Annotated in this window: 13 protein-coding genes and 1 other annotated feature; all 13 genes read left to right on the top strand. The window is 44.3% G+C overall.

Annotated elements, in window-relative coordinates:
* The first annotated feature begins 8 nt into the window (after positions 1-8).
* The 13 genes from sigH to rpoC all read left to right on the top strand — a co-directional run bounded on the left by sigH (position 9) and on the right by rpoC (position 15,419).
* Positions 9-680 carry an RNA polymerase sporulation sigma factor SigH gene (gene sigH, locus AC5W14_RS16325; RefSeq protein ID WP_496060614.1) on the top strand — a complete coding sequence of 224 codons (672 nt, stop codon included), beginning with the start codon at positions 9-11 and terminating at the stop codon, positions 678-680.
* Between the two features lie 200 nt (positions 681-880).
* Complete coding sequence (locus AC5W14_RS16320; RefSeq protein WP_496060613.1) at positions 881-1,708, top strand: MIP/aquaporin family protein; 828 nt, start codon at positions 881-883, stop codon at positions 1,706-1,708.
* A gap of 18 nt (positions 1,709-1,726) precedes the next feature.
* Positions 1,727-3,223: a glycerol kinase GlpK gene (gene glpK / locus AC5W14_RS16315; RefSeq protein WP_496060612.1), complete on the top strand. Its 1,497-nt coding sequence runs from the start codon at positions 1,727-1,729 to the stop codon at positions 3,221-3,223.
* 171 nt (positions 3,224-3,394) lie between these two features.
* Complete coding sequence (rpmG, locus tag AC5W14_RS16310) at positions 3,395-3,544, top strand: 50S ribosomal protein L33 (RefSeq protein ID WP_120194569.1); 150 nt, start codon at positions 3,395-3,397, stop codon at positions 3,542-3,544.
* Between the two features lie 111 nt (positions 3,545-3,655).
* Complete coding sequence (gene secE / locus AC5W14_RS16305) at positions 3,656-3,847, top strand: preprotein translocase subunit SecE (RefSeq protein WP_496194998.1); 192 nt, start codon at positions 3,656-3,658, stop codon at positions 3,845-3,847.
* Positions 3,848-3,903: 56 nt separating this feature from the next.
* Positions 3,904-4,437 (top strand): transcription termination/antitermination protein NusG, encoded by a 534-nt coding sequence (nusG, locus tag AC5W14_RS16300; RefSeq protein WP_120194571.1) that lies wholly within the window; start codon positions 3,904-3,906, stop codon positions 4,435-4,437.
* Positions 4,438-4,590: 153 nt separating this feature from the next.
* Complete coding sequence (gene rplK, locus AC5W14_RS16295; protein ID WP_147419369.1) at positions 4,591-5,016, top strand: 50S ribosomal protein L11; 426 nt, start codon at positions 4,591-4,593, stop codon at positions 5,014-5,016.
* A gap of 120 nt (positions 5,017-5,136) precedes the next feature.
* The gene (rplA, locus tag AC5W14_RS16290) at positions 5,137-5,838 is read left to right on the top strand and encodes a 50S ribosomal protein L1 (protein ID WP_496060610.1); all 702 of its coding nucleotides are present in this window, start codon (positions 5,137-5,139) and stop codon (positions 5,836-5,838) included.
* A gap of 43 nt (positions 5,839-5,881) precedes the next feature.
* Positions 5,882-6,034 (top strand) — a sequence feature (ribosomal protein L10 leader region).
* A 60-nt stretch (positions 6,035-6,094) separates the two neighbouring features.
* Positions 6,095-6,595 carry a 50S ribosomal protein L10 gene (gene rplJ / locus AC5W14_RS16285; RefSeq protein WP_496060609.1) on the top strand — a complete coding sequence of 167 codons (501 nt, stop codon included), beginning with the start codon at positions 6,095-6,097 and terminating at the stop codon, positions 6,593-6,595.
* Between the two features lie 53 nt (positions 6,596-6,648).
* Complete coding sequence (gene rplL, locus AC5W14_RS16280) at positions 6,649-7,008, top strand: 50S ribosomal protein L7/L12 (protein WP_496060608.1); 360 nt, start codon at positions 6,649-6,651, stop codon at positions 7,006-7,008.
* 168 nt (positions 7,009-7,176) lie between these two features.
* The gene (locus AC5W14_RS16275; RefSeq protein WP_496060607.1) at positions 7,177-7,776 is read left to right on the top strand and encodes a class I SAM-dependent methyltransferase; all 600 of its coding nucleotides are present in this window, start codon (positions 7,177-7,179) and stop codon (positions 7,774-7,776) included.
* Positions 7,777-8,156: 380 nt separating this feature from the next.
* Positions 8,157-11,696, top strand: a complete 3,540-nt coding sequence (gene rpoB, locus AC5W14_RS16270; protein WP_496060606.1) for a DNA-directed RNA polymerase subunit beta — start codon at positions 8,157-8,159, stop codon at positions 11,694-11,696.
* A gap of 108 nt (positions 11,697-11,804) precedes the next feature.
* Entirely contained in the window at positions 11,805-15,419 is a 3,615-nt protein-coding gene (rpoC, locus tag AC5W14_RS16265; protein WP_496060605.1) for a DNA-directed RNA polymerase subunit beta', read from the top strand.
* Positions 15,420-15,488 lie beyond the last annotated feature (69 nt).

Here is a 15,488-nt window from a genome sequence, read left to right as displayed (position 1 = left end):
TTTGATTTATGAAGGGCGGAGGGATTGTATTGGGTGCAGACCTCAAGGAATTAAAACATCGGTATTTTGAGACAAATGCAGACGAGATGCTGGTAGCGAAAGCAAAAATTGGTGACGTTGTATCCCAGGAACTGCTTATTAATAAGTACAAAGGTTTTGTACGGGCCAAGTCGAAATCCTACTTTCTTATCGGTGGAGATCATGATGATATCGTCCAGGAAGGCATGATTGGCTTATACAAAGCAATCCGGGATTTCAATAGTGAAAAGCTGTCCTCATTCAGGGCATTTGCAGAGCTTTGTGTGACAAGGCAGATTATTACCGCCATCAAGACAGCAACCAGGCAGAAACACGGACCTTTGAATTCGTATATATCACTTGATAAACCATTATACGACGAAGAATCCGAACGGACGCTGTTAGACGTCGTTTGTGTGTCCAAATTCAGCAACCCTGAAGAATTACTCATCAATCAGGAAGCATTTTCTGATATTGAAGAGAAGATTAACGAAATTTTAAGTGATTTTGAACAACGTGTGCTTGCTCTTTATCTGGACGGAAAATCCTATCAGGAAATATCGATGGAGCTTAACCGTCATATAAAGTCAATCGACAATGCGCTTCAGCGGGTGAAGCGGAAAATGGAAAAATATGTTGAAATGAAAAGCCTCATTTGTTGAAAATGGGCTGTTATTATTATTTCCATTGACAGCGCTTTCCTGCGTTGTTAAGATAAACCTACAAGTTAAACAGCGGATGGAGTCCATGATAACCGTACATTTCCTACTTTAGAGGAGTGTGCGGTTTTTTGCTCTATCCAATTTCCAAATTATAGAAACATAAGGCGGAAATGGATGTACGATAAACGAGGAGGCTAACGATGTTCGAATTCGTCGCCGAAGCATTCGGCACAATGATTTTAATTATTTTTGGAGGTGGTGTAGTAGCCAATGTAAACTTGAACAAATCTAAAGCACAGAACGGCGGATGGATAGTAGTCGCTATCGGCTGGGGTCTTGGGGTTATGCTGGCTGTGTACGCGGTTGGGCAGTTTACAGATGCTCACGTAAATCCTGCCGTAACATTAAGTTTCGCTCTGATTGGGGAATTTCCATGGAGTATGGTCGCTACTTATGTAGCCGGACAGCTTCTAGGAGCCTTTTTAGGCGGTGTTGTTGTTTATTTTCACTTTCTACAGCATTTTAAAGCAACGGATGATCCGAATGTGAAACTGGGTGTATTTGCTACAGACCCTGCTATTCCACACCCATTCTCCAACGTACTTAGTGAATTTATTGGAACCGCTGTCTTGATTGTCGGGCTGCTAACGATTGGTGCCAATGAATTCAGTGAGGGTTTAAATCCTTTAATTGTCGGACTTCTGATCGTAGCTATTGGTATTTCACTTGGCGGGCCGACAGGATATGCTATTAATCCGGCGCGTGACCTTGGACCGAGAATTGCTCACTTTCTGCTCCCTATTGAAGGCAAGCGCGATTCGAACTGGCAGTACGCCTGGATACCGATTGTCGGGCCAATAACCGGAGGCATGTTTGGAGCCTGTTTATATCAGGTAATATTTACAGAGGCCGGTACGGCTTTGTTTGTAGGTTATTCTATTTTCACCATCATTTTTCTCGCAGCTGTATACTTTATTGGGGCGCGCGCTCAGCGTTCTCAGCATGGCAATACGAAAACACAAAACTAAACTGAGGGGGACATAGAAATGGCAGACAAGTATATTATGGCAATTGATCAAGGGACGACGAGTTCGAGGGCTATTTTATTTAATAAAAAAGGATTAATTGTAGGAACGTCCCAGCGTGAATTTAAACAATATTTCCCAAAATCCGGCTGGGTGGAACATAACGCTCAGGAAATCTGGAGCTCAGTGCTTGCCTGCGTGGCGCAGGTCCTTTCGGAAAATGATATTTCTGCAGAGCAGGTGGCCGGTATTGGTATTACAAACCAGCGTGAAACAACCGTTGTCTGGGATAAGCATACAGGCAAGCCTGTTTACCACGCTATCGTATGGCAGTCCAGACAGACAATGGACATATGTAATGAGCTTAAAGAGCAGGGGCATAACGAGACCTTCCGCAACAAAACCGGCCTGTTAATTGATGCTTATTTTTCCGGTACGAAAATCAAATGGATTTTGGATAATGTAGAAGGAGCAAGAGAAAAAGCAGAAAACGGCGACCTTCTTTTTGGTACGATGGACACCTGGCTCATTTGGAAGCTGACCGGCGGCAAAGAGCACGTAACAGACTATACAAACGCGTCCAGAACATTAATTTATAACATTTACGATCTGCAGTGGGATGATGAACTATTGAAGATTTTGGACATTCCTAAGCAGATGCTGCCGGAAGTAAAGCCTTCTTCAGAAGTGTATGGCAAAACCATCGACTATCATTTCTTCGGCCAGGAAATTCCAATAGCCGGCGTAGCCGGGGATCAGCAGGCGGCATTATTTGGACAGGCCTGCTTTGAGAAAGGAATGGCGAAGAACACGTACGGCACCGGGTGCTTTATGTTGATGAATACAGGGGAAAAGGCAGTGTCTTCTGATCACGGCCTGCTGACAACGATTGCCTGGGGAATCGATGGAAAAGTCGAATATGCCCTGGAAGGAAGTATTTTCGTAGCAGGTTCCGCTATTCAATGGCTCCGCGATGGCCTTCGTATGTTCAGTGACGCTGCAGCCAGTGAGCGCTATGCAGAGCGGGTGGATTCCACAGAAGGCGTGTATGTTGTACCGGCTTTTGTTGGTCTGGGTACCCCGTATTGGGACAGTGAAATGCGCGGTGCAGTATTTGGCATCACAAGAGGCACGGAAAAAGAACACTTTGTACGAGCTACGCTTGAATCGCTTGCCTACCAGACGAAGGATGTTCTTGCCGCAATGGAAGCAGACTCCAATATTGAAGTAAGGACACTCCGTGTGGATGGAGGCGCTGTAACAAATGAATTCTTAATGCAGTTTCAAAGCGATATTCTTAATGTGCCGGTGGAACGTCCCGGCGTGAACGAAACAACGGCGCTTGGTGCAGCGTACCTTGCTGGACTTGCGATCGGGTTCTGGAAAGATAAGAGCGAAATTGCAGAGCAGTGGAATCAGGATAAACTCTTTAAACCTGCAATGACAACAGAAACTAGAGACAGTCTCTATAAAGGATGGAAGAAAGCGGTAGAAGCCGCCCAGGTATTTAAGCCTTAATGACTCTCCTGGTTAAAATAAGAAGAACCGGCGCGAAATACTTCGACCCGGTTCTTTTTTTATGTCAGGAAAAGAGAGGGGGGGTACCAGGCTGCATTGACAATGGCCTCCTGATATGATAAATTAACTGAGCGTATGCAATCCACGTGAAGAGATTCAAGGAGGCACTTAATGCGGGAGAAGGTAGGCTTAGCGTGTACGACTTGTTTATCTAGAAACCACATAACAGAAAAGAACAAACAAACGCAGACACACCGCATTGAGATGAAGAAGTTTTGCAAACACTGCAATGCGCACACTCTTCATCGAGAGACGAAATAAGCGGTTGTTTTTTTATTGACTAAAAACAGACGGAAACATGAATGTAATGGAAATTATCATATACAAGCAGGATACTTTACATGCTGGTTGAATATACAGGGAGGTGCCACTATGGCAGAAAGTACGAAAAACCCAGTGAGATTTCTAAAAGAAGTCGGCAGCGAGATGAAGCGTGTAACATGGCCGACCCGCAAAGAGCTGACAAAGTACACTATTGTCGTAATTATTACTATTATTTTCTTTGTTATCTTCTTTGCAATCATAGATCTTGGGCTGTCTGAATTGGTGCGTATTTTCCTATAATCACCTGTTACAAAGAGTGAAATGAATTGTTAGAAAAGGAGGTCGTCCGCGACCACATGGAAAAAAGCTGGTTTGTTGTTCATACTTATTCCGGATACGAGAATAAAGTAAAAACCAATTTGGAAAAGCGTGTAGAATCAATGGAGATGACAGACAAAATCTTCAGAGTGCTCGTTCCAGTTGAAGAAGAAACAGAAATAAAAGACGGAAAAAGTAAGTCTGTCACAAGAAAAGTGTTCCCCGGCTATGTTATCGTAGAGATGATTATGACCGACGATTCCTGGTATGTTGTACGAAACACGCCTGGCGTTACCGGATTTGTCGGATCTTCCGGAGCGGGCTCAAAACCAACTCCGCTTTTACCGGATGAAGTAGACCGCATTCTCAAACAAATGGGTGTGGCTGAGCCGAAGTCGGAAATCGACCTTGTGCTTAAAGAAACGGTAAAAGTAAAAGAAGGTCCGTTTGCAGACTTTACAGGAAGCATCGAAGACATTAACATGGAGAAACGCAAAGTGAAAGTCTTTGTAAACATGTTTGGAAGAGAGACTCCTGTAGAGCTTGAGTTTAACCAAGTGGAAAAGATTTAAAATCATCCCTTGCAGTTATTGACTACAGGTGGTAAGATTTTAATGTTTGGTAAGTATTTAAATTAAAATCGGCTGTAAAACAGCTGTTTTTTAAATGAGTGGGAGGACTTAAATGTCCGATGAACCACATCACGGACTAAGGAGGTGTGTCGCGTGGCTAAAAGAGTCGACAGAGTAGTTAAATTGCAAATTCCAGCTGGTAAAGCAAATCCAGCTCCGCCGGTAGGTCCAGCATTGGGTCAAGCAGGTGTGAATATTATGGGATTCTGTAAAGAGTTCAATGCTCGTACTCAGGACGAAGCTGGAATGATTATTCCGGTAGAAATCACTGTATATGAGGATCGTTCCTTTACATTTATTACGAAAACGCCGCCGGCTGCTATTTTGCTTAAAAAAGCAGCAGGAATCGAAAGTGGTTCTGGTGAACCGAATCGCAATAAAGTAGCAACGGTTAAGCGTGATCAAGTACGTGAAATCGCAGAAACGAAAATGCCCGATCTTAATGCTTCTGACGTAGATTCAGCGATGCTCATGATTGAGGGTACAGCTCGCAGCATGGGTATTACTGTAGAAGACTAAGAACTGACGATAGGCCTTGCGAAGGTTGCGACACTGTTGCCGGTATGGGACGGATAATGTTGCAACCTTTCATAGTGGGAGGTATAACCGCTAAAACCACAATCGAGGAGGAAAAATAAATTGGCTAAAAAAGGTAAAAAGTATCAAGACGCCATCAAGCTCGTTGACCGCGATCAGCAGTACAGCGCGGAGGAAGCAATCGAGCTTGTGAAAAAGACGTCCATTGCAAAATTCGATGAGACAGTAGAACTAGCTACTCGTCTTGGTGTAGACCCTCGTAAAAACGATCAGCAGATCCGCGGAGCAGTAGTCCTTCCACACGGAACGGGCAAGACGCAGCGCGTGCTTGTTTTTGCAAAAGGCGAAAAAGCTCAGGAAGCTGAAGCAGCAGGAGCAGATTTCGTTGGAGAAGATGATCTTGTTACTAAGATCCAGCAGGGATGGTTTGATTTTGACGTAGTTGTTGCTACTCCGGACATGATGGCACAGGTTGGTAAATTAGGACGTACGCTTGGACCAAAAGGTCTTATGCCAAACCCTAAAACTGGTACTGTAACAATGGACGTAACAAAAGCTATTGAAGAAATTAAAGCTGGTAAAGTGGAGTATCGCGTTGATAAATCCGGTAACATTCACGCACCAATCGGCAAAGTATCATTTGGTACAGAGCAGTTGGTCGAGAACCTGACTACGATTATTGACACGTTGATCAAAGCAAAGCCGGCAGCATCTAAAGGCACGTACGTAAAGAACGTAGCTGTTGCTTCTACAATGGGACCTGGTGTGAAAATCAGCAGGAGCACATTGAAAAACATCAGATAATGATTGACATTCGTCGTTATTGCCGCTATGCTAAGTAGCGTTATAAATATAACTGTATATGCCGCAGACAGCAGGAGCGATTCATTCGCTTAAAATATCCTGCCGAGGTGTTTTCTTCAATTTCATTCGAAATTGAATTATAGAGAACAAAGCCCTCCAGTCTGTGTTATGACGAAGGGGCTTTTTCTTATGGTATTTCCATAGGAAGTCTGGCTGTCATACATGTACGAAGATGAAAAAGCAGGAGGTGTAGCAGATGAGTAAAATGATTGAAAAGAAAGAAACGGTCGTTAATGAAATCGCTGAAAAGCTTGAAAGCAGTGTTTCAACTATCGTTGTCGATTACCGTGGGTTAAACGTTACGGAGGTTACTGAACTTCGCCAAAAGCTTCGTGAGGCTGGAGTAGATTTCAAAGTCTACAAAAACACGATGACGCGCCGTGCGACTGAAAAAACAAACCTTACTGACCTTGATGAGCATTTACTTGGCCCTACAGCCATTGCCACAAGCAAAGAAGATGTTATTGCACCGGCTAAAGTGTTGAGCAACTTCGCTAAAGATCATAATGCCCTGGAAATCAAAACGGGAATTATCGAAGGCCGTGTTGTTTCTCTTGAAGAAATTACGCAATTGGCTTCTCTTCCTTCCTACGATGGAATGGTATCTATGCTTCTTAGCGTACTTCAGGCTCCAATCCGCAACCTTGCTCTTGCAACAAAAGCAGTGGCAGAGCAAAAGGAAGAAAATGCATCGTAATCACCGAAAGGTGTCGTAACAAAAATACAAATTATATTGAAGGAGGATTAACAATGAGTAAAGAAACAATCATTGAAGAAGTAAAAGGAATGTCCGTTCTAGAACTAAACGACCTTGTAAAAGCAATCGAAGAAGAGTTTGGTGTAACAGCAGCAGCACCGGTAGCAGCAGGTGGCGGAGCAGCTGAAGTTGAAGAAGAGCAGACTGAATTCGACGTAATCCTTGAATCTCCAGGCGCTTCTAAAATCAACGTAATCAAAGTAGTCCGCGGACTTACTGGTCTTGGCTTGAAAGAAGCTAAAGCACTAGTTGATGGTGCTCCAGAAACAATCAAAGAAGGCGTAAGCAAAGAAGACGCTGAAGCAGTTAAAGCTCAGCTTGAAGAAGCTGGCGCAGCTGTAGAAGTTAAGTAATACCCAGAGACAAAGATAAAAGGAGTTTTCTCTGCTTAGCGCAGAGGAGGCTCCTTTTTTAACTTTCTGCTGAAACAGGTAATTAGTTGCCCAAATTCATGTAATTGATTATGATAAACTATACGCTATGTCATAAACCAGAATAAACGATAAAAATGGGGTGCAGCAGTGAGTGATCAATACTTTAAAGATCGGCCGCAGGTAAAAAGTGAAGAAATCACTATTACGAGTTACCTTCGGGGAGAAGAGAAAAAGTGGATCAGCGACCGAGGGGTATTTTCCCGAAAAGAAGTGGACTTCGGCACAAAAACCATGCTTGATGCTTTTGTATGGCCGGAAGCAGAAGGCAATCTGCTTGATATCGGATGCGGCTACGGCGTAGTTGGTATAACGCTTGCCGGGGAAACAGATCAAAACGTGTACCTGACTGATGTAAATGAGCGTGCGCTGGAGCTTGCCCGCAAAAATGCGGATAAGTACAGAGTAAATAATGTGCAGGTCCTGCAGAGTGATTTGTATCAAGAGCTGGAGACTCAGACTTTTGCTGCGATTTTAAGTAACCCTCCCATCCGTGCCGGGAAGAAAATCGTGCATGCGATTATCGAAGGGGGCTACAGCCGCCTAAAGGCCGGCGGTGAAATGTGGGTCGTTATCCAAAAGAAGCAAGGGGCGCCTTCGGCAAAAGAAAAAATGGAAGCTGTGTACGATGAAGTAGAATTAATAAAAAAAACTAAAGGCTATTACGTTCTCAAAGGAAAAAAATATTGACCTCTCTTGCTATTTGTGATATTATCATTTAATGCGTACATCTATATACTATGCTACAATGATCTAACGTAGATCAACTTCAATTTACTTCCACACGAGCCCTAAAAGAATAAAAACGTTAAGCATTCTTCGTTTCCCAGTTAATATAGTGGTTTTCCAAAAGAAACCATTATTTTTTGATGCGTGGAAATAGACACGGGCGCTTTCCATCCATCAGTGCACTACCAAATATTACTTAAACGAGTGATACCATATAAGACCTCTTGCCTTGGAATAGGGAACGGGTCTTCTATGTTTCTATAATATTTATCGCTAACCGACATGGGTCCATCATCTGGACAACCAGATGAACATTATGTGAGATTTGAGGGGTGAAGCAGTTGGCAGGTCAATTAATTCAATTTGGACGTCACCGCCAGAGAAGAAGCTATGCAAGAATCAATGAGGTACTGGAGCTTCCAAACCTTATCGAGATTCAAACTTCTTCCTATCAGTGGTTCCTTGATGTAGGAATCAGAGAGATGTTTCAGGATATCTCTCCAATTGAGGATTTCACTGGAAATCTGATTCTAGAATTCATCGATTACAGCTTAGGAGAACCTAAATATTCAATAGACGAGTCGAAAGAACGCGATGTAACTTACAACGCGCCGCTTCGTGTAAAGGTTCGCTTAATGAATAAAGAAACAGGCGAAGTAAAAGAACAAGAAGTATTTATGGGTGATTTCCCACTCATGACAGATACTGGTACGTTTATTATAAACGGGGCAGAGCGTGTTATTGTATCTCAGCTCGTTCGTTCCCCAAGCGTATATTATAACGAAAAAGTAGACAAAAACGGAAAGCGTGGCTATACGGCAACGGTTATTCCTAACCGCGGAGCATGGCTTGAACTGGAAACAGACGCTAAAGATATTGTCTACGTCCGTATTGACCGTACAAGAAAGATCCCAGTCACGGTTCTTCTTCGTGCGATTGGTTTTGGCTCCGATCAGGAGATTATAGATCTTCTGGGAGAAGACGAATACCTGCGCAACACGCTTGAAAAAGACAACACAGATGGCATTGATAAGGCGCTTTTGGAAATTTACGAGCGTCTTCGTCCTGGTGAGCCGCCTACTGTTGATAGTGCAAAAAGCCTGCTTAACACTCGTTTCTTCGATCCGAAGCGTTATGACCTCGCCAATGTAGGCCGTTATAAAATGAATAAAAAGCTTCACATTCAAAATAGATTATTTAACCAGCGCCTGGCGGAAACGCTGGCAGATCCGGAAACTGGCGAAATTATTGCCGAAGAAGGTGTTCTGCTTGATCGTCGTACGCTTGACCGCATTCTTCCTTACCTTGATAATGGCCTCGGCTTCAAGAAATTTTCTGTTGCCGGCGGTGTAATCGAGGACTCAGAGCTGGATGTGCAGTCCATTAAAATTTACTCTCCAACCGACCAGGAGCAGGAACAGGTAATTAACGTGATCAGCAACGGTAATATTGATACAAGCATTAAAAATATTACACCTGAAGATATCGTTGCTTCTATTAATCACTTCTTTAACCTGCTTCACAGAGTAGGAAGAACAGATGACATTGACCACTTAGGCAACAGACGTCTGCGTTCTGTAGGGGAGCTTCTTCAAAACCAATTCAGAATTGGTTTATCCCGTATGGAAAGAGTAGTACGGGAACGTATGTCTATTCAGGACCCAAGTGCGATTACGCCGCAGGCCCTTATTAACATTCGTCCTGTTATTGCATCCATTAAAGAGTTCTTCGGAAGTTCTCAGCTTTCCCAGTTTATGGATCAGACCAACCCTCTTGCAGAACTGACGCATAAGCGTCGTCTCTCTGCCTTAGGACCCGGCGGCCTGACAAGGGAACGTGCCGGCTTTGAAGTTCGTGACGTACATTACTCTCACTATGGAAGAATGTGTCCGATTGAAACGCCGGAAGGTCCAAACATCGGCTTGATCAACTCTTTATCCAGCTATGCCCGGGTAAACGAATTTGGATTTATTGAAACGGCCTACCGCCGCGTAGATCCGGAGACGGGCATTGTGACAGAACAGTGTGATTACCTGACAGCGGATGAAGAAGACAACTACGTTGTAGCACAGGCAAATGCAAAGCTTGCCGACGATGGACAATTTGCTGATGATAATATTATTGCCCGCTTCCGTGGAGAGAACACCATCGTGCCTAAAGCCAAAATTGATTACATGGACGTTTCACCAAAGCAGGTAGTATCTGCTGCGACCGCGTGTATTCCTTTCTTGGAAAACGATGACTCCAACCGTGCTCTTATGGGAGCAAACATGCAGAGGCAGGCAGTGCCGCTTCTTGAGCCGGAAGCCCCTATTGTCGGAACAGGCATGGAATATGTTTCGGCCCGTGACTCCGGAGCTGCAATCGTAGCCCGTACCAATGGTGTAGTTGAAAGAGTAACTGCCCGTGAAGTACAGCTGCGCAGAGTAGAGACGGTAGATGGAAAAGAAGTAAAAACAGACGTTGACCGCTATAAATTATCAAAATATATTCGTTCCAACCAGGGAACAAGCTATAACCAGCGCCCAATCGTAAGCGAAGGCGACGAGATTGAAAAAGGCGAAGTGCTTGCTGACGGCCCATCGATGGATAAAGGCGAAATGGCCCTTGGCCGTAACGTACTTGTAGGATTTATGACGTGGGACGGCTACAACTATGAGGATGCGATCATTTTGAGTGAGCGCCTTGTAAAAGATGACGTCTATACTTCTGTCCACATCGAGGAGTACGAATCAGAAGCGCGGGATACGAAGCTTGGACCTGAAGAAATCACCAGAGATATTCCTAACGTAAGTGAAGATGCTCTTAAAAATCTTGATGACCGCGGTATTATCCGTGTTGGTGCAGAAGTGAAAGATGGAGATATTCTTGTAGGTAAGGTAACACCTAAAGGTGTAACAGAACTTACGGCAGAAGAAAGACTTCTTCATGCTATCTTCGGGGAAAAAGCCCGTGAAGTGAGAGATACTTCCCTTCGAGTGCCACACGGTGCAGACGGTATCGTGCTGGATGTAAAAATATTTAACCGTGAAGACGGAGACGAATTGCCACCTGGTGTGAATCAGCTTGTACGTGCTTATATTGTACAAAAGCGGAAAATTCACGAAGGGGATAAAATGGCCGGGCGTCACGGAAATAAAGGTGTTATTTCCCGTATACTTCCAGAAGAAGATATGCCGTATCTTCCAGATGGAACGCCTATAGATATTATGCTTAACCCGCTTGGTGTACCTTCCCGTATGAACATTGGACAGGTACTTGAACTTCACTTGGGAATGGCGGCCCGTGCTTTAAACATGCACGTGGCAACACCGGTATTTGATGGTGCCAACGAGGATGACGTATGGGAAACAATTGAAGAAGCCGGTATGGCAAGAGACGGAAAAACAGTTCTCTATGACGGCAGAACAGGTGAACCATTTGATAATCGTGTCTCCGTTGGTGTCAGCTATATGATCAAGCTTGCCCACATGGTAGATGACAAACTTCACGCTCGTTCTACAGGGCCGTATTCACTTGTAACGCAGCAGCCACTGGGCGGTAAAGCGCAGTTCGGCGGCCAGCGTTTTGGTGAGATGGAAGTATGGGCACTTGAAGCATATGGTGCAGCTTACACGCTTCAGGAGATTCTGACTGTTAAATCAGATGACGTAGTGGGACGTGTAAAAACGTATGAAGCTATCGTTAAAGGGGAAAACGTACCGGAACCGGGCGTACCTGAGTCCTTTAAAGTATTAATAAAAGAACTTCAAAGTCTGGGAATGGATGTCAAAATGCTTTCCAGCAATGAAGAAGAGATCGAATTGAGAGATCTTGACGATGAAGATGAACAATCTGGAGATAAGCTGAACTTGAAAATGGAATCCAGTGAAAATGCTTAAAGACGGTTTTAGTCAAGAGAACGGAAAAGAGCAAGGGTCTGTCCCGGCTCTTTTTCCTGCCTTTTTGCCTGCACCGCCATCCCATAGTTCGAAAGGGAGGTCTACCTCTTGATAGATGTGAATAATTTCGAGTACATGAAAATTGGTCTTGCCTCACCGAATAAGATCCGCTCCTGGTCCCGCGGCGAAGTAAAAAAGCCGGAAACAATTAACTATAGAACGTTAAAACCAGAAAAAGACGGCTTATTCTGTGAGCGTATTTTTGGTCCTCAAAAAGACTGGGAATGCCACTGTGGAAAATATAAGCGTGTCCGTTATAAAGGTGTTGTCTGTGATCGCTGTGGAGTGGAAGTAACACGTTCAAAAGTTCGCCGCGAGCGTATGGGCCACATTGAACTAGCAGCGCCTGTTTCACATATCTGGTACTTCAAAGGTATTCCGAGCCGTATGGGCCTTGTGCTTGATATGTCTCCGCGTTCACTTGAAGAAGTCATTTATTTTGCTTCCTATATTGTGACAGAACCTGGAGAAACATCGCTTGAATACAAGCAGCTTCTCTCTGAAAAAGAATACCGTGCCTACTACGATAAGTACGGCCGCGGCTTCTCTGCACAAATGGGCGCAGAAGCGATCCGCAAACTATTGATGGATATCGATATGGATAAAGAAGTAAAGCTTCTGAAAGAAGAGCTGGAAACAGCTCAGGGCCAGCGTCGTACTCGTGCAATCAAGCGCCTGGAAGTGCTTGAAGCATTCCGTCATTCCGGAAACGATCCGTTCTGGATGATCCTGGATGTACTTCCGGTTATCCCTCCAGAACTTCGTCCAATGGTTCAATTAGACGGCGGACGTTTTGCAACATCTGATTTAAATGACTTGTACCGCCGGGTTATCAACAGAAATAACCGTTTGAAGCGCCTGCTTGATTTAGGAGCTCCAAACATCATCGTTCAAAACGAAAAGAGAATGCTGCAGGAAGCAGTAGATGCTCTTATCGATAACGGGCGCCGTGGACGTCCGGTTACCGGTCCTGGTAACCGTCCATTAAAGTCCCTTTCCCACATGCTGAAAGGAAAGCAGGGACGCTTCCGTCAGAACCTTCTTGGTAAGCGTGTCGACTATTCCGGACGTTCTGTTATTGTGGTAGGGCCTGCATTGAAGATGTATCAGTGCGGACTTCCTAAAGAAATGGCATTGGAGCTTTTCAAGCCATTTGTTATGAAAGAGCTAGTAGGCCGCGGCCTTGCTCACAACATTAAGAGTGCCAAGCGCAAAGTGGAAAGAGTGCATCCTGAAGTATGGGACGTTCTTGAAGAAGTAATCCGCGAGCACCCTGTATTGTTAAACCGTGCTCCAACGCTTCACCGTCTTGGTATTCAGGCTTTTGAACCGATCCTTGTAGAAGGACGCGCTATCAAACTGCACCCGCTTGTATGTACAGCATATAATGCCGACTTTGACGGGGACCAGATGGCTGTACACGTACCTTTATCAGCAGAAGCGCAGGCAGAAGCAAGAATTCTTATGCTTGCCGCCCAGAACATTCTGAATCCAAAAGACGGAAAGCCCGTTGTTACTCCTTCCCAGGATATGGTATTAGGTAACTATTACCTTACGCTGGAAAGAAAAGGGGCTATTGGAGAGGGCACGATTTTCAACGATACCGATGAAGCTATTACCGCGTATCAGAATGGATATGTCCATCTTCATACAAGAGTGGCACTTCCTGTTTCTTCATTAACAAAAACCAATTTTGCTGAAGAACAGAGAAGCAAGCTTCTTCTTACGACAGTAGGTAAGCTGATTTTTAACGAAATTCTTCCTCTGTCATTCCCGTATATTAATGAGCCGACTGCTTCTAACCTTGAAGTAGCTACGCCGAACAAATATATTGTTTCAAAAACAACAGATATCAAAAAGGCCTTTGAAGAGCGCGACTTAGTTCTTCCATTTAAAAAAGGATTCCTTGGAGATATCATTGCAGAAGTATTTAAGAGATTCCAGATTATTGAAACATCCAAAATGCTCGACCGTATGAAAGACCTCGGTTTTGCTTATTCTACAAAAGCAGGTATCACTGTTGGTATCTCTGATATCGTTGTTCTTCCGGAAAAGCAGGTTATTCTGGACGAAGCGGACAGCAAAGTGGACCGTGTGATGCAGCAGTTCCGCCGTGGTTTGATTACCGAAGAAGAGCGTTATGCAAAAGTTATTGCTATATGGAGTGAAGCAAAAGATATTATCCAGAATAAGCTTATGGGTACATTGGACCGCTCCAACCCTATCTTTATGATGAGTGACTCTGGTGCCCGTGGTAACGCCTCAAACTTTACGCAGCTTGCTGGTATGCGTGGCTTGATGGCTAACCCGTCCGGCCGTATCATTGAACTTCCAATCAAGTCCAGTTTCCGTGAAGGCCTGACAGTGCTTGAGTACTTTATTTCCACACACGGTGCCCGTAAAGGTCTGGCCGATACGGCTCTTAAAACAGCCGACTCTGGTTACCTTACACGCCGTCTGGTGGATGTGGCTCAGGATGTTATCGTACGTGAGGACGACTGCGGCACAGATAAAGGTCTTGAAGTATTTGCCCTTCGCGAAGGAAATGAATTGATTGAAAACCTTCATGATAGAGTACTTGGACGTGTAGCCTTTAAAACAGTCCGTCATCCGGAAACACAGGATGTTATTGTGAAAAAAGGTGAGCAGATTAATGAAGAGCTTACTAAAGCAATCGATGAATCCGGTGTGGAAATAGTAACGATCCGCTCTGCCTTTACGTGTGATACTAGACACGGGGTATGTAAGAAGTGCTACGGTAAAAACCTTGCTACTGGTGCAGACGTAGAAGTGGGAGAAGCAGTAGGAATCATTGCTGCCCAATCCATCGGTGAGCCGGGTACACAGCTTACAATGCGTACGTTCCACACAGGTGGTGTAGCCGGAGACGATATCACGCAGGGTCTTCCGCGTATCCAGGAACTATTTGAAGCAAGAAACCCTAAAGGTCAGGCTCTTATCTCTGAACTTATTGGAGAAGTAGTTGACATTAAAGACCTTCAGGACAAAAAAGAAGTTACGATTAAAGGCGAAAAAGAAACAAGAACCTATACAACAGCTTACGGTGCCCGTTTGAAAGTGGGACTGGGAGATAAAGTAATAGCCGGCTTCCCGCTGACTGAAGGTTCTATTGACCCTAAAGAACTTCTAAAAGTAACAGGCCTGCAGGAAGTACAGGAATACCTTCTAAAAGAAGTACAGAAAGTATACCGTATGCAGGGTGTAGAAATTGGAGACAAGCACGTAGAGGTAATGGTCCGCCAAATGCTTCGTAAAGTGCGTGTTGTTGATTCCGGTGACACAACTGTTCTTCCAGGAAGCCTTGTAGAAATTCACGCATTTGATCATGCAAATGAACAGGTGCTTGAAGACAACAAAATGCCTGCAGTTGGTAATCCGGTTATTCTCGGTATTACTAAAGCATCTCTCGAAACAGAATCTTTCCTTTCTGCAGCTTCGTTCCAGGAAACAACAAGAGTCCTGACTGATGCAGCGATTAAAGGAAAAAGAGATGAACTGCTCGGCCTGAAGGAAAATGTTATTATAGGTAAACTTGTTCCGGCAGGTACAGGAATGCATCGTTACCGTAATTTAAAGAGTGTCTATCCCGGTGCTTCAGCACCCGCTGAAACACCGAAAGAACAGGTTTTAACTAAAGAATAATAGGTGTTGACATCTCATTTTAGCGGTGATATGCTATCAAAGTGTGCTTGGCAACCTGTGCTTTGGAGG

Source organism: Sinobaca sp. TMA16-18, assembly GCF_059510535.1.
Note: the sequence above shows the minus strand (reverse complement) of the source record. Positions and strands in the feature narration are given on the sequence as shown.

Coding starts and splice junctions, on each gene's coding strand:
- nusG (WP_120194571.1), top strand. CDS start 3,904: ATGGAAAAAAGCTGGTTTGTTGTTCATACTTATTCCGGATACGAGAAT.
- secE (WP_496194998.1), top strand. CDS start 3,656: ATGGCAGAAAGTACGAAAAACCCAGTGAGATTTCTAAAAGAAGTCGGC.
- rplJ (WP_496060609.1), top strand. CDS start 6,095: ATGAGTAAAATGATTGAAAAGAAAGAAACGGTCGTTAATGAAATCGCT.
- sigH (WP_496060614.1), top strand. CDS start 9: ATGAAGGGCGGAGGGATTGTATTGGGTGCAGACCTCAAGGAATTAAAA.
- glpK (WP_496060612.1), top strand. CDS start 1,727: ATGGCAGACAAGTATATTATGGCAATTGATCAAGGGACGACGAGTTCG.
- AC5W14_RS16320 (WP_496060613.1), top strand. CDS start 881: ATGTTCGAATTCGTCGCCGAAGCATTCGGCACAATGATTTTAATTATT.
- rpmG (WP_120194569.1), top strand. CDS start 3,395: ATGCGGGAGAAGGTAGGCTTAGCGTGTACGACTTGTTTATCTAGAAAC.
- rplL (WP_496060608.1), top strand. CDS start 6,649: ATGAGTAAAGAAACAATCATTGAAGAAGTAAAAGGAATGTCCGTTCTA.